The 20478-nt window shown below is 67.9% G+C and carries 16 protein-coding genes and 1 pseudogene; 5 read left to right on the forward strand and 12 right to left on the reverse strand.

Features of this window, described 5'->3' with window-relative positions; all coding sequences use genetic code 11:
* Window positions 1-37 precede the first annotated feature (37 nt).
* The 3 genes from M2352_RS25295 to M2352_RS25305 all read right to left on the reverse strand — a co-directional run bounded on the left by M2352_RS25295 (window position 38) and on the right by M2352_RS25305 (window position 3431).
* Complete coding sequence (locus M2352_RS25295) at window positions 38-592, reverse strand: hypothetical protein (RefSeq protein WP_264667280.1); 555 nt, start codon at window positions 590-592, stop codon at window positions 38-40.
* 34 nt (window positions 593-626) lie between these two features.
* Window positions 627-1715: a tetratricopeptide repeat protein gene (locus tag M2352_RS25300; RefSeq protein WP_264667281.1), complete on the reverse strand. Its 1089-nt coding sequence runs from the start codon at window positions 1713-1715 to the stop codon at window positions 627-629.
* Between the two features lie 96 nt (window positions 1716-1811).
* On the reverse strand, window positions 1812-3431 hold the full coding sequence (locus tag M2352_RS25305; RefSeq protein ID WP_264667282.1) for a peptide ABC transporter substrate-binding protein: 1620 nt from the start codon (window positions 3429-3431) through the stop codon (window positions 1812-1814).
* A gap of 410 nt (window positions 3432-3841) precedes the next feature.
* Between M2352_RS25305 and M2352_RS25310 the strand changes: the two genes are divergently transcribed.
* Window positions 3842-4570: a VacJ family lipoprotein gene (locus tag M2352_RS25310; RefSeq protein WP_264667283.1), complete on the forward strand. Its 729-nt coding sequence runs from the start codon at window positions 3842-3844 to the stop codon at window positions 4568-4570.
* Between the two features lie 63 nt (window positions 4571-4633).
* On the opposite strand, the gene M2352_RS25315 is transcribed toward M2352_RS25310, so the two are convergent.
* Complete coding sequence (locus tag M2352_RS25315; protein WP_264667284.1) at window positions 4634-5137, reverse strand: YciE/YciF ferroxidase family protein; 504 nt, start codon at window positions 5135-5137, stop codon at window positions 4634-4636.
* 378 nt (window positions 5138-5515) lie between these two features.
* Here M2352_RS25315 and M2352_RS26660 point away from each other — a divergent pair, with 378 nt between their 5' ends.
* Window positions 5516-5920, forward strand: a complete 405-nt coding sequence (locus M2352_RS26660; RefSeq protein WP_406567316.1) for a con-10 family general stress protein — start codon at window positions 5516-5518, stop codon at window positions 5918-5920.
* A gap of 75 nt (window positions 5921-5995) precedes the next feature.
* On the opposite strand, the gene M2352_RS25330 is transcribed toward M2352_RS26660, so the two are convergent.
* Window positions 5996-6886 (reverse strand): SDR family oxidoreductase, encoded by an 891-nt coding sequence (locus tag M2352_RS25330; RefSeq protein ID WP_264667285.1) that lies wholly within the window; start codon window positions 6884-6886, stop codon window positions 5996-5998.
* Between the two features lie 135 nt (window positions 6887-7021).
* Here M2352_RS25330 and M2352_RS25335 point away from each other — a divergent pair, with 135 nt between their 5' ends.
* Window positions 7022-7378: a DUF6496 domain-containing protein gene (locus M2352_RS25335; protein WP_264667286.1), complete on the forward strand. Its 357-nt coding sequence runs from the start codon at window positions 7022-7024 to the stop codon at window positions 7376-7378.
* Window positions 7379-7407: 29 nt separating this feature from the next.
* Here M2352_RS25335 and M2352_RS25340 read toward each other — a convergent pair whose 3' ends face one another.
* Both M2352_RS25340 and M2352_RS25345 read right to left on the reverse strand, forming a co-directional pair.
* Window positions 7408-9471, reverse strand: a complete 2064-nt coding sequence (locus tag M2352_RS25340; RefSeq protein ID WP_264667287.1) for an amylo-alpha-1,6-glucosidase — start codon at window positions 9469-9471, stop codon at window positions 7408-7410.
* Window positions 9464-11470 (reverse strand): alpha-amylase family glycosyl hydrolase, encoded by a 2007-nt coding sequence (locus M2352_RS25345; protein WP_264667288.1) that lies wholly within the window; start codon window positions 11468-11470, stop codon window positions 9464-9466. Before M2352_RS25345 ends, M2352_RS25340 begins: the two co-directional genes overlap by 8 nt.
* Before the next feature lie 226 nt (window positions 11471-11696).
* Here M2352_RS25345 and M2352_RS25350 point away from each other — a divergent pair, with 226 nt between their 5' ends.
* Both M2352_RS25350 and M2352_RS25355 read left to right on the forward strand, forming a co-directional pair.
* Complete coding sequence (locus tag M2352_RS25350; RefSeq protein ID WP_264663615.1) at window positions 11697-12131, forward strand: IS5 family transposase; 435 nt, start codon at window positions 11697-11699, stop codon at window positions 12129-12131.
* Window positions 12071-12487, forward strand: a pseudogene (locus M2352_RS25355) (IS5 family transposase); the annotation flags it as partial. The gene M2352_RS25350 and the pseudogene M2352_RS25355, both read left to right, overlap by 61 nt.
* Here M2352_RS25355 and M2352_RS25360 read toward each other — a convergent pair.
* The 5 genes from M2352_RS25360 to M2352_RS25380 all read right to left on the reverse strand — a co-directional run bounded on the left by M2352_RS25360 (window position 12484) and on the right by M2352_RS25380 (window position 20467).
* Entirely contained in the window at window positions 12484-12996 is a 513-nt protein-coding gene (locus tag M2352_RS25360) for a ferritin-like domain-containing protein (protein ID WP_264667289.1), read from the reverse strand. The pseudogene M2352_RS25355 and the gene M2352_RS25360 overlap by 4 nt on opposite strands.
* A gap of 132 nt (window positions 12997-13128) precedes the next feature.
* Window positions 13129-15204 carry an O-linked N-acetylglucosamine transferase, SPINDLY family protein gene (locus tag M2352_RS25365; RefSeq protein ID WP_264667290.1) on the reverse strand — a complete coding sequence of 692 codons (2076 nt, stop codon included), beginning with the start codon at window positions 15202-15204 and terminating at the stop codon, window positions 13129-13131.
* Complete coding sequence (locus tag M2352_RS25370) at window positions 15201-16991, reverse strand: tetratricopeptide repeat protein (RefSeq protein ID WP_264667291.1); 1791 nt, start codon at window positions 16989-16991, stop codon at window positions 15201-15203. The genes M2352_RS25365 and M2352_RS25370 overlap by 4 nt, the downstream gene beginning before the upstream one ends.
* Window positions 16992-17240: 249 nt before the next feature.
* Window positions 17241-17966, reverse strand: coding sequence for a response regulator transcription factor (locus M2352_RS25375; protein ID WP_264667292.1), 726 nt, complete (start codon window positions 17964-17966; stop codon window positions 17241-17243).
* A complete protein-coding gene (locus M2352_RS25380) occupies window positions 17963-20467 on the reverse strand; it encodes a sensor histidine kinase (protein ID WP_264667293.1) in 2505 nt (834 codons plus the stop codon). Before M2352_RS25380 ends, M2352_RS25375 begins: the two co-directional genes overlap by 4 nt.
* Between the last annotated feature and the right edge of the window lie 11 nt (window positions 20468-20478).

The following is a 20478-nucleotide window of genomic DNA, read 5'->3' on the forward strand; positions in this document are numbered from 1 at the left end:
GGCGGCCATCAATCCAAGCAAAAGGAAACAGGGGAAATCAGTGTTCGGAGGCCGAGACGTCCAGGTGCCCCATCGGGACCGCCTCGTGCCCGGCAGCCGGCGCGTGCGCAGCCCCATGATCGCCGTGTCCGGGGTCGCCGTGTCCGGGGCCCGCATGCCCGGCCCCATGGTCGGCGGCGCCATGGCCGCCGCCATGGCCACCGCCATGAGCGTCCCCATGCCCGCCGCCGAACAGGGCGGCGATGGGATTGCCGTGCCCGCCGCCATGACCACCGCCGTGGTCGCCGCCATGCCCGCCGTCCAGACCCAGCAGAGCAAAGGCCAGAATCCACAGGACGCTGCTGTGGCCGCCGCCGTGGCCGTCGTCACCGTGCCCGCCACCCCCGCCATGCCCGCCCCCGCCCGACCCACGGTGGGCGGAGGCATGCTTGGGAGCGCTGTGATGGGGAGAGGCGTGGTGCGCATTCCGGCTGCTGCCGTGTCCGCCGCCCCCGCCGCCGCCGCTGGCCAGCACCGGGGCGGGGGCCAGCAGCAGCGCACAGGCGTACAGTGCCGCCGCCGTGCCGGACATCCGTTTCATGATCCGCGTCATGGCGCCCTCCCCCCTTTTCCCACGGTTTCCGGGATCAGTTCACGCTGGCGGTCGCCGGCAGGCTCTGCACGGCGCCGATCAGGTTTTCCGTGTAGATCACCTCCTTGGGCGCCAGCTTGAGCGCCTTGGCGGTCATCTGGTTGGCCTCATCCTTGCGTCCCTGGGCGCTCAGGACCTCGGCCCAGTTCGAATAGACGTCGGAGAAGTTGGGATCGGCCCTGGTCGCCGCGTCGAACTTGGCGTACGCCTCGTCGATGCGTCCGGTCAGGGCCAGGGAGAAGCCCCATTCGCCGAGCGCCGCCGCCGTCACCGCCGGGTTCTGGGCCGCGGTCGGATGGTTCACCACCTCCTTGAACTTGACGATGGCCTGGTCATGCTCGCCCAGGCGGGCCTTGACGACGCCGATGTTCAGGCGGGGCGACAGGAAGGCCGGGTCCAGGTGGCTGGCTTCCTCGAACTGATGGATGGCGCCCTGGCGGTCGTTCTGCTGGTACAGCACCATGCCCCACAGATTGTGCAGCCACGGGGCGTATTGGGAATGATGGTCGTCCAGCTCGCGGCGCACGATTTCCAGCGTGGCGGTGAAATCGCGCGACAGCCGGTCGCGTTTGAACTGATAGGCGGCGAGGATGTAGGGGTTGACCACCCGCATCGCCTCGTACGCCATGTCATGGACCAGCCCCTTCATCTCCTCCACCTTGGCGGTGTGGGAGACGCGGGTCTTGTTGTGATGGCTGTCGTAGCTGCGCAGGATGAATTCCACCTGCTCGTCGTGGCGCACGATCTCGCCGGAGAAGGTGAAGGGAATCATATGCGCCGATTCCTGCACCACGCGGATCAGCGGCGTGACCCCCAGATATTCGCCCAGGACCGACGACGCCTTCTTGTCGGCGTGCAGTTCCACCTGCCGGGCTTCGGCGCGGGTGAAGGCCTGGCGCTCGATCTCCTGCATTTCGTCGGCCAGCTTGGTGATCACCACGGCGGGGGTGTAGCCGCTTTCCTGAGCGATCGAGTCCGGCACGTCGATGTATTCGAAATGGATGGTCTGGGTGTCGGTGAACACGGCAAAGCCAAAAGCCATCGCCAGCGTCACCAACGGAATGGTGAGAATGCCAAAATCCATGTCAACCCTCCTTCCCGGCGGAAGTCCCCTGCGGTCAATGTGCGCCGGCGCTTGCTGTCAGACGTGTTTCGTATCGGTTGGCGACGACCCGCGGGGTCAGGGTGCCGGTTTGTCGCCGAGCGACAGGAAACGGCTGGGGTGGACGTCGCGCACGTTGTAGACCCAGCCCCGGACCTTCTGGCTGACCAGGGATTTGGTGGCGAAGTGATACAGCGGGATGATCGGGTAATCCTCGATCATGACCTTTTCCGCCTGCCCCAGGATGCGCGCGCGCTCGCCGGTGTCTTCCACCGCCGCCGCCTGGCTCAGCAGGTCGTCGTAGGTCTTGTTGCGGTATCCGGGATCGTTGCGCGGCGGCAGGGCGGAGGACTGGAGCAGGTTCAAGAACACGGTGGGGTCGGCGTAATCGCCGATCCAGGCCGCGCGCACCACCTGGAAATCGCGCCGCGCGCGGCGCTTCAGATACTCGGTGCGCTCCACGCTGACCGGCTTGACGATGATGCCCTTGCCGAAGGCGTCCTGCCACATGCCGATCACGGAATCCGCGATCACGCGGTTGTTTTCCGATTTGTTGTAGAGGATCTCGATGGACAGCGGCTGCATCGGGCTGAAGCCGGCGGCGGCGAACAGGCGCCGCGCCTCGGTCAGGCGGTCGTCCATCGGCTCGCTGATGAAATCCGCGGTCTGCCGGCGGTAATTGGGCACGATGGGCGGCACCAGCCCATAGGCCGGCGCCTCGCCGGCGCGGGTCACCTTATCGACGATGCTTTCGCGGTTGACGGCCAGGGCCAGGGCACGGCGCAGGTCGCGGTTGCTCTTGAACGGCTCGGCCGTCAGGTTGAAGGCGTAGTAATAGGTGGCCAGGAACGGACGGTTCCAGAACACCCGCGGCTCGGTCAGCGAAATCCACTTCACCCGGTCCTGCGGCACCTCGTAGGTGGCGTCCAGCACCCCGGCCTTGAACCGCCGCACCTCTTCCGACGCGTCGTCAAGGGGGAAGAACACCACGCGGTCGATGGAGACATCGGCCTTGTGGTGAAAATTCTCGTTCCGGGTCACGGTGATCTGCTGCTGGGGACGCCATTCCGCCAACGCGTAAGGGCCGTTGCTGACCAGCTTGCCCGGCTCCGCCCAATGGTCGCGGTTGACATCCACGGTGCCGCGGTGGACCGGCAGCGCGCTGTTGTCGGCGGCCAGAAGGTCGAGGAAATAGGGCGTGGACGCTTCCAGCGTGATGACCACGGTGCGCGGATTGGGTGCCGCGATCCCCAAGGCGTCAGAGGACTTCACCCCATCGATCAAGCCGCCGGCGTTCTTGACGACCCGCATGTTGGATGACGGCGCGATCCCATCCTTGGGCGTCAGGGCGCGGCGCAGGCTGTAGAGAAAATCATCCGCCGTGACCGGATCGCCGTTGGACCACCGGGCATCGCCACGCAGATGAAACGTATAGACCCGCCCATCATCGGACACCTGCCAGGTTTCGGCCACACCCGGCACGATCTTGCCATCGGGGCCATAGACCACCAGCCCTTCGAACAGATCACGGAAAATGTTGGATTCGATGCGCCCGTCGGTCCGGTGCGGATCGAGGGTGGATGGCTCTCCACCGTTGCCCCGGTTTAGAACGGTTTCGGCACGGGCGCCGCCCTGGGCGCCGATCACAAGCCCCGCCACCACCGACACGGCAGCAAAATATTTCCAACGGGAAATCACGGTGCCTCCCTGCATTTTCAGCGCACAGTCAAATTTTCAATTTCAGTATCACAGAAATCTCCATTTTTGAAAGAGAAGACAGTTGTTATAATTCTTTTATTTAATGAAACTCACAACAAACACCAACGAAACAAACGAAAATGATTTCAAAATTATTGTTCCACCATTGCAATGTGAGATTTTACTTTATCAATTGCAGGTTCGTATTTTTACGATAAAGAAACACATGGGAAAATCGCAGGGCATAATGTTATAAATGTTCAAAAATATATTTCCATGAATGATAAAGACTGCCTCATAACCGTATTTCATGGTATCGTGCCGGTAAAACCCATGCCGTAAACCGTCCGAATCGCTTGAAGCCGCGTTCAATCACAAAGAGATCGGTCGATTTTTGTTGATCATTTCAAATGGAATGGGTGTTGGAAACAAAATTCCCACACCTACACGGTGAATCAATGACAAGGAAGCTCTCTATAGGCGTTTTTTTGGCCCTGGCCTGCGCGCCCATGGCCGCATGGGCCACCGCCGATCCCTTCGAACCGTTCAACCGGGCCATGTTCGCGTTCAACAAGGGGGTTGTTGATTGGGTGATCGAGCCAACGGTCACCCATGTCGGCCCATGGATTCCCGGCCCGGTGAAAACCGGCCTGTCCAATGCCTATGGCAACCTGACCGACATCGAAATGGTTCTCGACAACGCGCTGCAGGGAAAGGCGAAGGACACGGCGGTGTCGGCGGCGCGGTTCGGGGTGAATTCAACCCTTGGCATCGCCGGCCTGTTCGATGCGGCGACACCGCTGGGCTTGACACGGCGGGAAGCCAATTACGGCGTCTCGTTGTGCCGGACCGGCCTGATGCCGGGATCCTATCTTGTGCTTCCCCTTGTCGGCCCGGCCAACACCACCGGGGCTGTGGTGCTGAGCGCCGGCGTGGCGGCCGAAGTCTATGCCCTGAGCTTCATTTCAACCACTCTGGCCGCGGCTGATTTCGTCATCATCGACCTGGGCGGTTCGGCATCGGCCCTGCGGCACATCAAAGAGATTCCCGACAGCGGGGGCGACCTGTACGCCGCCCAGCGGGAAGCCTACCGTCAGTACATCGACGCCGGATGCGCAGACGGCGCGGCTGCCCATTGACCCGTGGCGGCGGGCAACCGGACGCCCCGCCGCCGCACGGAACGGCGGCGGCGGGTGCGGCGGTCAGGCGGCGGAACGGTTGACGCGGCTTTCGGCCAGAGACGTCAGCTTCTTGTCCGTCGCCTTTTCCTCGTCCAGATTCTGCTGAAGCACGGCGGCGCAGTCGTTGCGGCCAAGCTGCTGGGCCCAGGCGATCAGGGATCCGTAGCGGGTGATCTCGTAATGCTCCACCGCCTGGGCGGCGGCGATGAGGGCGGCGTCCAGCACCTGTTTATCCTCAACCTCGCTGGCAACCTCGTCCGCTTCCTCGAGAATGCCGTCGATGGCCGGGCATTGAACGGATCCGATTTCCACGCCGTGCATGGAAAAGACCTGCTTCAGCCGCTCGACCTGCCCTTCGGTCTCACGCAGGTGCGTCTGGAAGCCCTGCTTGAGTTCCGGGTTGGATGCCTTCTCCATCATGGAAGGCAGGTTCTTCAAAATGCGGTTTTCCGCATAATAGATATCCTTGAGCTGATGGACGAAGAGATCGTCCAGGGTCTGGATGTCCTTGGAGAACAGGGCCATGGCGAGAATCTCCCTCGCATCGTGTTTGGGTGGGTTTGTCAGCACGGGTGCCGAATGCACCGGCCTTCTTCAATAGCGGAAGACGTTCTTGGTTCCGGCAGATCCCCTTTCGGACAAAATACAAAAAAGAAAACACCTTGCATCAAAAGTATTTGATCGACAAACACGCCACAATCATCAAAAAAATAGAAATCATAACTCGACAATTATGGATTTTCTTTACCTGAAAGAAAGAATAAGCGAAGCTGTTCGGCAAATTTAATGCACAGGCATCAACGTCTTATCAGGAAAACAACGGAACAAAGGGCCCCAGGCCATGTTGGTGCTTGCGTGCTCCGGCACCGCCGGGGCATCCCACACGCAAGAGAGAGAGACGAGATGACCGACAAGAACCAGGGCCGCAGCGCCGGCGGGCAGCATTCCGGGGGGAATTTCAAGAACGATCCCGAACGCGCTGCCGAAGCCGGCCACAAGGGCGGGCAGCATTCCGGCGGCAACTTCAAGAACGATCCCGAGCGCGCCGCCGAGGCCGGCCACAAGGGCGGACAGATGTCCGGCGGCAACTTCAAGAATGATCCCGAACGCGCCGCCGAGGCCGGCCACAAGGGCGGACAGATGTCCGGCGGCAACTTCAAGAACGATCCCGAACGCGCCGCCGAGGCCGGCCACAAGGGCGGGCAGCATTCCGGCGGCAACTTCAAGAACGATCCCGAGCGTGCCGCCGAGGCCGGGCGCAAGGGAGGCGAACACAGCCATGGCGGCGGACGGGGCGAGCGGGAATGATCCCCTGACGCGGAACGCCGCCGCCGCTCACCCCACAAAGGGCCGCCCGAGGGCGGCCCTTTGCCCATCCGCGCATCAGGGGCCGCCGCGCCCCCCTACCGCGCCATAGACGTGGCCGGTCACGTAGCTGGCTTCGCCGGATGCCAGGAACACATAGACCGGTGCCAGTTCCACCGGCTGGCCGGGGCGCCCCAAGGGGGTCTCGGCGCCGAAGTGTTCCACCTTTTCCGGTGGCTGGCCGCCGCTGGGCTGAAGCGGGGTCCAGAACGGGCCGGGGGCGACGGCGTTGGCGCGGATGCCCCGTCCGGCCACCTGCCGGGCCAGCCCCTTGGTGAAGGTGATGATGGCCGCCTTGGTCGCGGCATAATCCAACAGGTTTTCCGGCGGCTCATAGGCGGTGACCGAACTGGTGTTGATGATGGCCGCACCGTCCTTCAGATGGGCCATGGCCGCCCGCGTGATCCAGAACATGGCGTAGAGGTTGGTCTTCAGCGTCTCATCGAACTGTTCGGTGGTGATGTCGGCCAGGGAATCGACGCTGTGCTGGCGGGCGGCGTTGTTCACCAGGATGTCCAGGCCGCCCAGCCCGCGCACCGCATCGGCCACCAGCCTTGTGCAGAACGCCTCGTCCCGGATGTCGCCCGGCAGGGGCACCGCCGTGCGCCCCGCCGCCCGGATCAGGGCCGCCACCTCCTGGGCGTCCGCTTCCTCCGCCGGCAGGTAGTTGAAGGCCACATCGGCCCCTTCGCGGGCAAAGGCGATGGCGGCGGCCCGCCCGATCCCGGAATCGCCCCCTGTGATCAGCGCCTTGCGTCCCGTCAGGCGCCCGCTGCCGCGATAGCTGGTTTCGCCATGGTCGGGCCGCGGGTCCATGCGGCTGGCCAGACCGGGCCACGGCTGTTCCTGCCGGGGGAACGGCCGCCGGGGATAGGCCGCCGCCTGCCGGGACGTTCCGTCGCTTGCCATGCTTGCTCTCCGCCTGTGCGTGTCCGTTGCCCCGGTCAACCGGAAAACACAAGACCGCGTTCCCGCCGCGGCATCGGGCGGGGAACCTGTCCGCCGCCCGGATGTTACGGCGGGAAACAGCGGACGGAGGCCACCATGGCACCCCAGCAGTCGAAAGAGCAGAAGGAAACCGTCAGCCGCGTGATGCACGAATTCAAGCACGGCGAACTGACGATGCGCGGCGGCCCGCGGGTGAAGAACCCCAAGCAGGCCATCGCCATCGCCCTGCACGAAGCCGGCGCCACGAACCAGGAAAGCCCGGCGGAGAACAAACGGAACCTGCGCCGGACCAAGGCCAAGGAGAAAGAGGGACAGACCGCCCAAGCCAGGACGGAAGGCACGGGCACGACCAAGAGTGCCCTCTACGCCGAGGCCAAACGCCGGAACATCCCCGGACGCTCCCGCATGTCCAGGAGCGCGCTTGAACGGGCGCTGGGCCACCGGGCGGCATAAGCTCCCGGACGGCATGGCGGGCGGCACGGTCAGCCGCCCTTCCCTTCCGGTTCCGTGGCGATCCAGGCGCGCAGGACCTCGGCCACGCTCCAGGCCTGGGCGATGCAGCCGCGCGGGGCGAACGGCGCCTCGGCGTCGAAGATCTCGCTGATGGTGCCGAGGCCGGCCTCGTTCAGATGGGGCAGGAAGCCGGTCAGCATCGCCCGCGCCTCGGCCCGGCCTCCGGGATCGACCTTCAGCGCGGCGTCCACCATCGGCCCGATCAGCCAGCCCCACACCGTTCCCTGGTGATAGGCGGCGTCGCGGGCGCGCAGGTCGCCGAAATATTTCGCCTTGTAATCCCGGTGTCCCGGCGCCAGCGACCGCAGGCCCAGCGGTGTCAGCAACTGCCGCCGCACCACGTCCAGCACCGCCGGCCACCGCGCCCGGTCCAGCACCGGATTGTCCAGGGACAGGGCGAAGAGCTGGTTGGGGCGCACGGCGTCGTCGCCGCCGTATTCCCCGTCGATCACGTCATAAAGGCACCCGGCCCCGTCGTTCCAGAAGCGGCGGTTGAAGGACTCGCGCACCCGTTCCGCCAGAGCGGCGCAATCCGCGGCGGCGGTGTTGTGGCCGGCATCGCGCAGCCAGCGGGCGGTCAGGCACAGGGCGTTGTACCACAGGGCGTTGATCTCCACCGCCTTGCCGCGGCGGGGGGTGACCACCCAGTCGTCCACCTTGGCATCCATCCAGGTGAGCTGATACCCCTCCTGCCCCTGGCGCAGCAGCCCGTCGGCGGGGTCCATGGCGATGCCGAAGCGGGTGCCCTGGCGGTGCCGGCTGATGATCTCGGTCAGGTGGGGCAGGATGACGTGCAGCGTGTGACGGTCGCCCGTGGCCCGCAGATAGCGGTTCAGCGCGTGGAAGAACCACAAGGTGGCGTCGGCGGTGTGGTACAGCCCTTCGTCCCGGCCGTCGGGGAACATATTGGGGATCAGCCCGTCGCGGATGTAGTGGGCGAAGGTGCGCAGGATCCACCCCGCCTCCGCCGTCCGTCCGGTGGCCAGCGTCAGCCCCTCCAGGCTGATCATGGTGTCGCGGCCCCAGTCGGTGAACCAGTGGTAGCCGGCCAGGATGGTGCGCACCTCGTCCCCTTCCGCCCGTGCCCGCATCATGTCGGCCACCCGCCCGGCGGGGACGAAGATGAAGCTGTCGGCGGCCAGCACCAGTTCAGCCATGGGGCCATGGCGCAGGCTGGGGTGGGCCAGCCGCACCAGACGGCGGCGGCGTTCGGTCTCGAACGCCAGCACGTCGGCGGGGGGCAGCGCCTCGATCCGCCGCCAGGACTCCACCGCGGCGACGAAGGTCACGCTCTGCCCCGGCCCCAGCGTGCCGCTGAAATAGCCGGGCGTCCACAGCGGCCCGCGGGCCTCATACCCCCGTTCCGCCTCCAGCCGGTACAGCACGTCCTCACGCGCGCCGCCGTCCAGGGTCAGGGGCATGGGCGGCCCGTCTATGGCCAGATTGAGCGTGGGCAGACCGTCGCCGGCCCACACCTCGTACTGCGAGCCGCGGGCGACGATGCGGTAATCGCGGATCATGGGCCGGTCCACCGCCGCCTCCAGCGTGCGGTAGGCCAGCACCGGGCGCAGGCGCAGCGTCACCGGCCCCGGCGCCTTCAGCACGCGGTAGGTGACGTGGACGATGTTCTGCCGGTGAGGCATCACCACCTGCTTCTCGATCACCGTGCCGTCCACGGTGTAGCGCCATACCGGCAAGCCCATCTCCAGACGGAACTCGCTCAGCGGCCCCGGCTCCCCGTTCTCCCCGGGGCCGGGGCCGGCGGCGTGGCGGGTCAGCACCCGTTCGCTGCCATCGGCGGTCACCAGCACGTCGTTCAGCTGGCTCAGCATCACCACCCGGCCCAAGGGGGCCGGCAACGCCGCCACCAGCAGCCCGTGATACCGCCGCGTCACCGTCCCGGCGACGGTGGCCGACGCGAAACCGCCCAGGCCGTTGGGCACCAGCCATTCCCGCCGCAGGGCGGCATCGGGCGCCGACGTCAGCAGGCTGCGGTCCAGCACGCGTTTCGGATCGGAAGGGTTTTCATGCATCGCTGTCGTCTCCTGCCCATGCGGGCTGCTCTTCCTGCGCGGTCACCGGGACGAGCGCCATGGCGGCGTGCCCCGGCAGGGTCCAGCACCCCGCCGCCGGCACCGGCACCCCGCCGCCGCCGCCATAGGCGCGGTCCTCGCTGGACCACAGAAGCCGCCAGACCGCCCCCCGCGGCGGGGCCAGCAACGGTTCCGGCATGGCGGCCAGCGGACGGTCGCGGCCCAGATTGACCAGCAGCAGCCGGTCGTCGCCGGGGCGGGTGCCGAAGAAGCGCAGGACGAACGCCTCCGCCCCCAGCACCGCCCCATCCACCGACGCCCGCCCGCGGCCCGAGAACACCGCATCCTCGCGCCGCAGCCGCAGCAGGTCGCGGTGAAGGGCCACAGCCGCCCCATGGCGGCACCGTTCCGCGGGATCGAGAATGGAGCGGGCGAAGGTGCCGCGGTCGTCGGGACGGGCCAGGGCGGCCTGGGCCTCCGGCGGCGCCAGACCGGGGAACTGGGACAGGAATTCCCCCCGCCCGCGGGACACCAGTGCCGCCAGTTCCGGCGTGTGATCGGCGAAATAGAGGAAGGGGGACGAGGCCGCGAATTCCTGACCCTGGAACAGCATGGGCGTGCCCGGCCCCAGCAGCAGCACCGCCGTCAGCGCCCGCCAGCGCCCCGGACTGGTCAGCGCGTGGCCGCGCAGCCCATGGGCGGAATTGGCGATCTGGTCATGGTTCTGCAGAAAGGTGATGAAGGCCGCCGGGGGATGCCCGGCGGTGGCGGTGCCGCGCCGCTGCTTCTGCCAGCCGTACCATTGACCCTGATAGAGAAAGCCGTGCTTGACCGCCGACACCAGCTCCTGCGGCGTGCCGAGGTAGTCGCTGTAGTACGCCTCGTTCCGCCCGGTCAGGGCGACCATGGCGGTGTGATGGAAATCGTCGTTCCACAGGGCGTCCAGCCCGTCCCCCTCCTGCGGGCCGGGGGGGCGCAGCAGGGCGGTGTCCTGCGGCTCGTTCTCGCCCACCAGCAGCGTGCGCCGCCCCCGCCCGGCCCGGCGCACGGCGCGGGCGACCTCGGTGACGATGGAAACGGGGGAGCGGTCGAAGATCTGCTGGGTGGCGTCCAGGCGCAGGCCGTCGATGTGGTATTCCTCCACCCAAAGCACGGCGTTGGCGATGAAGAAATCCCGCACCGGCCCGGCGCCGGGGCCGTCGAAATTGATGGCCTCCCCCCATTCGTTGGCATAGCGGCGGGTGAAGTAATCGCCGGAAAAGCAGGACAGGTAATTCCCGTCGGGGCCCAGGTGGTTGTAGACCACGTCCAGGATCACCGCCATGCCCAGCCCGTGGGCGCGGTCGATGAAACGGCGCATGTCGTCCGGGGTGCCGTACAGCCGGGAGGGTGCGAACAGGCACACCCCGTCGTACCCCCAGCCGAAGCGGCCGGGAAAATCGGCCACCGGCATGACCTCCAGCACCGTGATCCCCAGCTCCGCCAGGGCCGGCAGTTCGTCCATGGCCGACAGCCATGTGCCGCCGGGGGCGTTCCCGGGAGTGCCACCGGGAGTGCCACCGGGAGTGCCACCGGGAGTGAAGGTGCCGATGTGCATCTCATAGATCACCGCCTCCTCCAGCCCGCACCCGCCCCAGCCGGCGTCGGTCCAGGCAAAGGCGGACGGGTCCACCACCTGCGACGGACCATGGGGGCCGTCGGGCTGGAAACGGGACGCCGGGTCGGGGTAGAGCCGTTCCCCCCCGTCCAGGCGGTAGCGGTAGAGGGTGCCGGGGCCGGCATCGGCGGCCAGGGCGGAAAACCACCCGTCACCCTCGGCGGTCAGCGCAACGTCGTGCCCGTCGGCTTCGAACACCACGGACACTCGCGATGCCTTGGGTGCCCAGACCCGGAAGTGCACGCCTTTGGCCGGGACGATCTCCGCCCCCACCGGCAGGCGGCGGGACGGGGGCGGAACGGAGGAAGGCACGGGCGGCGGATCGGGAAGCAGGGAGGTCATCGGGGCGTTTCCTCATTGTCCGGGGGAGCCGGCCCCCCTTGCCGTTTCCACCCAACAGCCCGCCCCTTCGTTTGCTCCCGCCGCACCAAAGGAAAAGGCGCCCCCCGTGCGGGGAGCGCCCTTTCCCGTTTGGAATCCGCCCGACGAAATCTAGGCTCTGTGGACAAAGGGGCTTCCCAACGGAGGGAGAATCTGATTCAAGACTTCATTTGGATGGGAGGTCTTGATGGAGCGCGGGGAGATATCGGATGGCGAATGGGCGGTGATTGGCCCGCTTTTGCCTTCGGAGCGCGGGCGAGGCTGCCGGCCAGCCCATGACAATCGCCGTTTTTTCAACGGGATAAACTATGTTTTGCGTACTGGTATTCCCTGGCGGGACTTGCCGGAGCGCTATGGAAACTGGAATTCGATCTTTCGACGGTTCCGGCGCTGGTGTGTCCAAGGGGTCTTCGACGAGATCCTCGAAACGCTGGTCGAGTTGGGCATTACCGACGACTGGAAGGATCAGATGGTCGATAGCACGACGGTTCGGGGTCACAGCCAAGCCGCGGGCGCAAAAGGGGGACCTGCGCGGCGGGATTTGGTCGTTCGCGCGGCGGCTTTACGAGCAAGATCCACGCACGGTGCGATCGGACCGGGCGGCCCCTGGCCTTCATCGTGACCGGGGGCGAGGCATCCGACAGCAAGCAATTGATCCCTTTGATGGAAATCCCGCTGGAGATCCCCTCTCCCAAGGCCCTGCTCGCCGATGCCGGTTATGATAGCGATGCCAACCGTGAGCATTTGCTGATCCGGGCTATCCGTCCGATCATCAAGCCGAACCCAACCCGCAAGACAATGCCCGCTTTTGACAAGGAGGCCTACAAGGCTCGCAACAAAATCGAAAGAATGTTCAACAAACTCAAACAGATGAGGCGGGTCGCAACCCGTTATGACAAGACCCGCTCTTCCTTCATCGCCTTCGTCAAGCTCGCCGCTATTCGTATTTGGATACCAACCTTTGTCCACAGAGCCTAGCGCTTGGCTTCCACGGTGGCGCCGGCTTCGCGGCGCGCCAGGAAGGTGGCGGTGACCTGGGGCAGCCGCTGTTCCAGCCATCCGGCCATTTCGACCTCCTCATCCAGGCTCTGCTGGAGGATGCGGGCGATCTCCGGCTGGCCGGCGGTGGTGGCGGCGGCGATCATGGCGCGGTAGTTGGCGATTTCGAAATGCTCGAAGGCATAGTTGAACACCGACGCCTTGACGATCTCGTCGCTGGCGAACACGCCGGACAGGGATTGGGCGTTCCCCATCAGCATGCCGATGCCGGTCTTGATGCTCGACGTGTCGGTGCCGAGCATCTTCAGGCACTGGCGCACCCGGTCGGCCTGCCGCTTGGAAACCTCGATGTGCTCGCGCGCCTTCACCAGCAGGTCGGGGTAGTTCTCGATGCGGTCCACCTGCCGTTCCAGCATTTCGACGGCTTGGCTTTCCATGGCGTGGGCATCGCGGAGCCAGTCGATCAGCACGTCCTTGGGATGGGTCATCGGATGCTCTCCGTGTTTCAAAAGCGCCGGTTGAAAAGCGCCCGCGTTGCCGTGCGGGTGCATGGGTCCGTTCAACAGACGGACCGCACGGATGTTGCGCACGGATGGCGCCTTTGGAGCACGCAGAGCGGGCTATCCGTTTCCACACCCCTCCACCAGAGCGAAGCACTGATGCTCAAACGCCCGTGCGAAAGCGGCGGCATCGCACAGGCGCGATGCCTGGAGCAGCGGGCGCAGCGCCTGCCGTCCGGCGGCCAGACGGCCCGGATCGGCGGCCAGCGCGGCGGCCTTGGCCACGAAATCATCCGCGTCCGCGGCGATCAGGTCCGGCCGTCCGGCGGCGGTCAGCAGCGAAGCCCCCACCCGGGCGGCATGGCGGACCCCCGGCAGGGTCAGCACCGGCACCCCCATCCACAGCGCCTCGCAACTGGTCGTCGTCCCGTTGTAGGGGAAGGGATCGAGCGCCACATCCATCCAGCCATACGCCTTCAGGTGCCCGTCGTTGTCGGGAACCCGCGCCCGCAGGCCGATCCGGCCAGCCGGCACGCCATGGGACGCGAACAGCCCCAGCACCCGCCGGCGCACCGAACCATCCACCAGCGGCCCGGCCTTCAGCAGCAGCCGGCTGTCGGGAACGGCGTGCAGAACCCGCGCCCACAGCGCCGCCACCTCCGGGTTCAGCTTGTTCAGGGTGTTGAACGAGCCGAAGGTGACGAAACCATTCTCCAGGCAGGGCGGCGGTGCCGGATCGGGCACCGCGCTCAGGGGGCGGTAGCACAGGAACCCGCCCTCCAGCCGCACCAGACGCTCACTGTGGTGCCCGTCGCTCTCCCCCGGCGGGTCGGCAACGGCGTCGGTGAAACGGGCGTTGATCGCCGCCAGCCCGGTGGTCGCGGGATAGCCCAGCCAGGACACCTGCACCGGTGCCGGCCGGTGGGCGAAGATGCCCAGACGGTTGTTCGCCGTGTGCCCGGTCAGGTCCACCAGCACATCGATGCCGTCCGCCCGGATCTGCGCCGCCGCCGCATCGTCCGTCACCCCCTGGATCGCGCGCCAGCCGTCCACCGAGCGGCGGATGTGGTCGGTGACGGCATCCGGCAGTTCGACGTTGGAATAGGCAAACAGCTCGACCCGCGTGCGGTCGTGGGCCGCCAGCAGCGGCAGCAGGAACATCGCCACCGAATGCAGCCGGAAATCCGGCGAAACATAGCCGATGCGCAGCCGCCGCCCGGCCAGAGGCCGCACGGCAGGGCGGGGTTCGGCGGCCAGGACGGGGGCCAGCGCCGCCTCCACCCGTTCGCCCCAGCGGCGGTGGGCGGCGTACAGCTCCGTCGGCGTCAGCGCCTCGCGGTAGCCCAGCATCATCAGCAGGTTGCTGTCGGTGCCAGGATCGCCGGGCCGAAGCTCCGCCACCGTGCGGTAGGCGGCCAGCGCCGCCTCCGGCTCTCCTTGTGCATCAAGCGCAGCGGCCAGCCCGAACCACGCCTCGGTATAGTCGGCGCGGATGCCCACCGCCTGCCGGAACATGTGCACCGCCTCGCCGACGCGCCCCATCCGGGCCAGCGCCAGCCCCAGGTTGTTCATGGTGCCGGTGTCGCGGGGGGCGCGCAGCAGCGCCTGACGCAACAGGCTCTCGGCCTCGTCCAGGAAATCGGCGTTCAGTGCCGCGGTGCCGGCCAGGAACAGGAAATGGCCGTTCTGCGGGTGGCGGGCCAGCAGGCCGCGGTAGACGGCGAAGGCCGCCTGCGGCTGGCGGCCACCGGCCAGGACCGCGGCGAGGTTGAGGGACGCCTCGGTCCAGTCCGGCTTCTCCTCCACCGCCCGGCGGAAGGCGGCGGCGGCGTCCTCGCCGTTGCCGCGCGCCGCCAGGGTTACGCCCAGGGCGTGGTGGGCCTCGGCAGAGCGCGGCGCGCGCAGGATGGCGGCGAAGAGGCTGCGCTCGGCTCCCGCCAGATCGCCGGCCTGGTGCTGCGCCAGCCCAAGGTTGTAGAGGCGTTCCGGCGTCGCCCCGCCGGCGGCGATGCTGCGCTGGAACAGCGGCACCGCCTCGGCGGGTGCGCCGGCCAGGGCCGTGGCGCTGCCCAGGATGAACAGGGCCTCCGGCTCGCCGGACGCGCCGGCCAGCACCGCACCGGCCAACGAGCGCGCCCGGTCCAGATCGCCCGCGGCCAGACAGCGGGCAGCCTCGTCCAGCGTGTCCGGCATCATGACCCCGCCCCCATGTCCGAAAGATCCCCCGCGCCGGACAGGCGGCGGGCAACCTCGGCCACCACGCTGTCCCAATCGCCGGCCCGGCCCTGGCGGAACAGGGTCATGGACGGGTACCACGGGCTGTCGCTCCGCCCCAGCAGCCAGCGCCAGTCCGGGCTGAACGGCAGCATCACCCACACCGGCACCCCCATGGCCCCGGCCAGATGCGCCACCGCGGTGTCAACGGTGATGACGAGATCCAGATTGGCGATCACCGCCGCCGTCTCGGCGAAATCATGCAGCAGACCGTCCAACGGGATCATGCCGGCGGGCGCGCCGGCCCCTCCGTCCTCGTGCTTCTGCACCGCGACGAACTGCGTGTCGGCCACCGCCAGCAGCGGCGCCAGGACCGCGGGCGGGATCGAGCGCTCGCGGTCGCGGGAATGAAGCGGGCGCCCTTTCCAGGCGATGCCGACCTTGCGGCGGGGGCCGGCGGCAGCGCCGAGGCGGGCGGCCCACAGCGCCTGCCGCGTCGGTTCGGCGAACAGATAGGGGATGGCCGCCGGAATGGTCTCCAGCCGCGTGCCGAACCGTTCGGGCAGGCTCATCAGCGGCACGTGCCGGGCAAAGGGAAGATCGTCGTGGACGCGGGCCGGCGTCTCCGCCCGCGGCACCACCCGCACGCCGTAACGGCCCAGGCTGTGCCACAAGAGCGTGAACACCGGCGCCTGCACCTCGAACACCACCTCGTAGCCGCGCTCCACCAGCAGCGGCAGGTAGCGGGCGAACTGCATGGTGTCGCCGTATCCCTGCTCCGCCGTCACCAGCAGCGTGCCGCCGACGGCCAGCGGCGGCTCCCCCTGCCAGAGCGGCTGCGGGAAGGGCCGGTGCTCCTCGCCGAAGCCGGTCCACCGCCAGCGCCATTCGTATTCCTTCCACCCTTGGGCGAAATCGCCGTTCAGCAGCAGGCACAGGGCGAGGTTCCAATGGGCGGGCGCAAAGTCCGGGCGCAGCTCCAGCGCCTTTTCATAGCACCCCCGCACGTCCAGCGCCGGGTCGAGGCCGCCGCGGGCGTTGCCGAGGTTGACCAGCGTCCCGGCCACGTCCTCGCCGGAGGGAAGATCCCCGTCCTCCCCGTCCGCCGGGCCGTCCCCCGGCCGGCGCTGGGCCAGGGCGAGGCCGAGGTTGCTGTACGCTTCGAAATAATCGAGCCGCAGGCCGATGGCCCGGCGGTAGCTGGCGATGGCCGCTTCGATGTCGCCGGCCCCCATCTGGGCGTTGCCGAGGTTGTTGTACGCCTCCGCCTCCTCGGGGTTGCCGGTCAGCAGGGCGGACAGCCGCTCCACCGCCTCGGCGTAGCGGCCCAGCGCCTGCAGCGCCGCCCCCAGGTTGGCGCTCGCCCCCTGGTGGCCGGGGCACAGGCCCAGCGCCTTTTCGAACAGGCCCATGGCCTGCTCGTGCCGGCGCTGGGCGTAGAGAAGGGTGCCGAGCTGGTTCCAGGCGTCGGCGGCCTCCCGCGGGCAGCCGTCCGCCTCCAGGGCCAGGGCGAGGTTGTTCAGGGTTTCCGGGTCGTCGGGGGCGAGCCGGGCGGCCTGGGACAGGAAGGGCACGGCCTCATCCGCCCGGCCAAGCTGGGCCAGCACCGTGCCGAGCAGGGCGTTGGCCGCGGGATCGCTGGGCCGCGCCGCCTGCAACGGGCCGTAGAGGGCGAGCGCCTCTTCCAGCCGGCCGTCGCGGTGGTGTGCCGCCGCCAGGGCCGCGGCCTCCCCGATGGACACCGGGGTGGGGGATGGATGGGTTGGCATGGCCGCCTCACTGGGTCACGGACAGCGCGCTCAGGGCCGCCCGAAGCCCTTATTCGCCCGCACTGATCTTACGGCGTCACCATACAATGGTGATCACAATCATATCATCAATAAAATTGACAGAAACTGGCAATAAAATATTTCAATTCTTTCGTTTCTTGCATTTCTTTCATAAGCATTTTCTTTTCATGTCGTCACATCATCCGCATAACGTGAGGAAAACGTCCTGATGACTTCTTGCCGGCATCATCAGAACAGGGCCGGCATCACGAAGGCATAGCCGCGGCCCCGCACCGTGCGCAACGGCAGCACCTCGCCCGTATCCAGTTCGACCTTGCGCCGCAGACGGTGTATCACGAGATCCAGACCGCGGGCGTCCACCTCCAGGCGGTCGGCCAGGGTCTGGCGGTCAACGACGGTTTCCGGCGCCTCGAAGAAGGGGGACAACAGGCGGAATTCGGCCCCGGTCAGGGCAACCATGCCGCCGCCGGGTGCGATCAGCCGCCAGCGCGCGGCATCCAGGCGCCAGGGGCGCACGGGGGTGGGGGTGGGGGCGGGAGCGCCCGCCGCCCCCCCGGCACCGTTCCGGCGGCGCATGACCGAGCCGATGGCGGCCTCCAGTTCGCGCATGTCCAGCGGCTTGGTCAGATAGATGTCCGCCCCGGCATTCAGACCGAGGATGCGGTCCTCGACCCGGCCACGGGCGGTGATGATGATGATGCCGGTCCTGCCGGCGGCCATCAGCCGCCGGGCGATCAGCACGCCGTCTTCCTCCGGCAGTCCCAGGTCGAGCAGGATCACATCGGGCTGCCGCACCGCCAGCGCCTCGTCCATCGTGCGGCCGTTCTCGGCGGCCCGCACCGTCATGCCGCAGGCCTGAAGGTAGGAGACAATCTCCTCGCACAGGTCCGCGTGATCCTCCACGACAAGCACATCCGGCGCCATGGTCATCGTTCCGCCCTTTCCGTCCGTCATGCCGCACCGTTCCAGGCCGGCCCGTCCGGCCCGGTTTCCGGGACGGGGGCGGCACGGTAGTCCCCGTCGGTCGTGCTCTGCAACGGCAGGCGGATGGTGAACACGGCGCCGCCGTCCGGCCTGTTCCTGACCCCGGCCGTGCCCCCATGGGCCGTCACGATGTGGCGGGTCAGGTAAAGCCCCAGCCCGGCGCCCGGCACCCGCCCCACGTTGCCGCAGCGGTAATATTTCTCGAAGATACGGCCCGCCTCCTCGGCCGGGATGCCCTGCCCCCGGTCGGCGACCGCGACCGCCACGTCGTTCCCGCTTCGTTTCAGCGTGACCTCGACGATGCTGCCCGGCGGCGAATACTTGACCGCGTTCTCCATCAGGTTGGACAGCGCCATGCCCAGAAGCTGTTCGTCCCCCGCCGCCGCCAGGGCCTCGCCGGTGACGGTCAGGGAAAAGACATGCTGGGGAGCCCCGGACTGGGCGGCGTCGGCGATCCGGCGCACCAGCACGGCCGGATCGAACAGGCTGGTGCGCAGCAGCAGGCCCGCCCCCTCGATCCGGTCGTCAAGCAGGCAGGCGTCGATCATGCCGTTCATGTGGCCGACCGCCCGCCGGATCCGGGACAGCCGCGGTTCGCTGGCCGGGTCCGCCTCCGCCTTGCGCTGCAGGTACTGCACCGCCGTGCTGATGACCGCCAGCGGGGTGCGGAACTCATGGCTGATCATGGCCAGGAACTGGCGCTGCGCATCGCGCGCCGCCCGCTCCAGCCCGGCGGCGGCCTCCGCCATCTCCTTGGCCTTGACCAGCTCCTGTTCGAGCTGCCGGCGCCGGCTGATGTCGTTGATGGCCAGCAGCGATGCCGGCTGGCCGCGGTAATCGATGGCGACCATCGACGCCAGCGCCCAGAAATGGTTGCCGGCGCCGTCGCGCATCGCCACCTCGGCGTTTTCGACGAAGCCGTCGCGTTCCAGCGCGGCGGCCAGCCGGTCGCCGTCGTCCGGGGTCTGATAGATGCTGCGGATGTCCGGCACGGCGCCGGTCTCGCCGCCGCCGGCCAGCAGATCCCGCATCCGGCGGTTGGTGTAGAGCGGAGACCCGCAGGCCGCCTGGAACACGACGATCGGCATCGGCGCCGCCTCCAGGATCAGGCGGAGCTGCGCCTCACGGGCGCTCAACAGGGCGTTGGCCCGGTCCAGGTCCGCCGTCCGGGCCGCCACCCGCTCGGCCAGTTCCTCTTCGTTGCGGCGGAGCGCGACGACCAGCGCCCGCTGCGCCTCGTCCTTTTCGACCCGCAGCAGGCGGAGCTGCGCCGCCAGCATCGCGGCGAAGAACAGCATCTCCACAATGGGCGCATAGACCGGCAGGAAATAGGTGAGCCCGGTGAACGGCAGCACGCCGGCGTTGCGCAGCGCCGCCACCACGTTGCCGGCCACCAGCGCCAGCCAGCCCAGAACCATGTAGCCCGCCGGCCGGTAGCCCATCAGCCGGGACTGCACGCTCGCCACCACGCCGGCCGCCAGGATCAGCAGCGCCAGATTGCGGGGGCCGAGCAGGTTGAGCGTGTAGTCCCCATCGGGCAGAAAAAGCGTATAGACCACCAGCAGCACGAGGCCGAGGACCACCGGCACCCCCACCACCGGCAGCACCCACCGGCCATGACGGCGCAGCGGCAGCACGGAAAACAGGAAGGCGATCCCGAACACCCCCGAGCCGGCCAGCCAGACGAAGGGGTTGTTGGTGCCGATGGGCAGGTGCCCGCCCCACATCAGCTTGTCCAGCCCGTTCATCGCCATGATATGGCCGGTGGACGCCAGCGCCGAACCGGCGTACAGCGCCATCGCCAGATTGGGGATCACCGCCGCCAGCAGCAGCGCCCCCACCCCGAGCAGGGCGGCGGCGGCCGTCAGCACCGTGTGGGCAAAGATCTCGGGCTGCTCGGCAACCGCCAGGGCGTCCGGGCGCCACAGGGCGAGCGGCACCGCGATCGGGCCGCTGGTCACGGCGCGGAACCACAGCGTATGCCGGCCCGCCGGCAGGTCGAGGGCCGCTGCATGCCGCCACGCCCGCAGGGGCTCCACGGCAGCATCGTCGCCCATGGCGGCGACCGGCGCCTCCGCCCACGACCCCCAAACCTCCAGCCGCTCGAAATTCGGGACATCCAGCATCAGGACGTAGCGCCCGGCGGCAGCCGGCAGGACGACGATCTCGGACCGCAGCCACACCGCGTCGGGCGTGAAGCCCAGGCTGATGCGGCCCGGCCAGGGGGCGGAGGCGGCGAAGGCCGCGGGATCGTGGCGGAGGTCGGCGGCGGTCCGGCGGGAGCCGGTATCGTTCAGCACCCCGTCGAACGCCAGCTCCACCCGCCCGCTCCCATCGATCAGGATGGGGTCCGCCCTCACCACCCCGGCGGTCAGCAGGAGCAGCACCGCCAGGACGAACGGCAGCGGCCCCGCCGCCCTCGCCACCCGGCGGGCACCATGCGCCATCCCCCGCCATACCGTACCGTTCATCACGCGCCCCT

The organism is Azospirillum fermentarium, from assembly GCF_025961205.1.
Taxonomy (GTDB): domain Bacteria; phylum Pseudomonadota; class Alphaproteobacteria; order Azospirillales; family Azospirillaceae; genus Azospirillum; species Azospirillum fermentarium.

Coding starts and splice junctions, on each gene's coding strand:
- M2352_RS25295 (WP_264667280.1), bottom strand. CDS start 592: ATGACGCGGATCATGAAACGGATGTCCGGCACGGCGGCGGCACTGTAC.
- M2352_RS25300 (WP_264667281.1), bottom strand. CDS start 1,715: ATGGATTTTGGCATTCTCACCATTCCGTTGGTGACGCTGGCGATGGCT.
- M2352_RS25310 (WP_264667283.1), top strand. CDS start 3,842: ATGGAATGGGTGTTGGAAACAAAATTCCCACACCTACACGGTGAATCA.
- M2352_RS25315 (WP_264667284.1), bottom strand. CDS start 5,137: ATGGCCCTGTTCTCCAAGGACATCCAGACCCTGGACGATCTCTTCGTC.
- M2352_RS26660 (WP_406567316.1), top strand. CDS start 5,516: ATGACCGACAAGAACCAGGGCCGCAGCGCCGGCGGGCAGCATTCCGGG.
- M2352_RS25330 (WP_264667285.1), bottom strand. CDS start 6,886: ATGGCAAGCGACGGAACGTCCCGGCAGGCGGCGGCCTATCCCCGGCGG.
- M2352_RS25335 (WP_264667286.1), top strand. CDS start 7,022: ATGGCACCCCAGCAGTCGAAAGAGCAGAAGGAAACCGTCAGCCGCGTG.
- M2352_RS25340 (WP_264667287.1), bottom strand. CDS start 9,471: ATGCATGAAAACCCTTCCGATCCGAAACGCGTGCTGGACCGCAGCCTG.
- M2352_RS25345 (WP_264667288.1), bottom strand. CDS start 11,470: ATGACCTCCCTGCTTCCCGATCCGCCGCCCGTGCCTTCCTCCGTTCCG.
- M2352_RS25350 (WP_264663615.1), top strand. CDS start 11,697: ATGGAGCGCGGGGAGATATCGGATGGCGAATGGGCGGTGATTGGCCCG.
- M2352_RS25360 (WP_264667289.1), bottom strand. CDS start 12,996: ATGACCCATCCCAAGGACGTGCTGATCGACTGGCTCCGCGATGCCCAC.
- M2352_RS25365 (WP_264667290.1), bottom strand. CDS start 15,204: ATGATGCCGGACACGCTGGACGAGGCTGCCCGCTGTCTGGCCGCGGGC.
- M2352_RS25370 (WP_264667291.1), bottom strand. CDS start 16,991: ATGCCAACCCATCCATCCCCCACCCCGGTGTCCATCGGGGAGGCCGCG.
- M2352_RS25375 (WP_264667292.1), bottom strand. CDS start 17,966: ATGACGGACGGAAAGGGCGGAACGATGACCATGGCGCCGGATGTGCTT.
- M2352_RS25380 (WP_264667293.1), bottom strand. CDS start 20,467: ATGAACGGTACGGTATGGCGGGGGATGGCGCATGGTGCCCGCCGGGTG.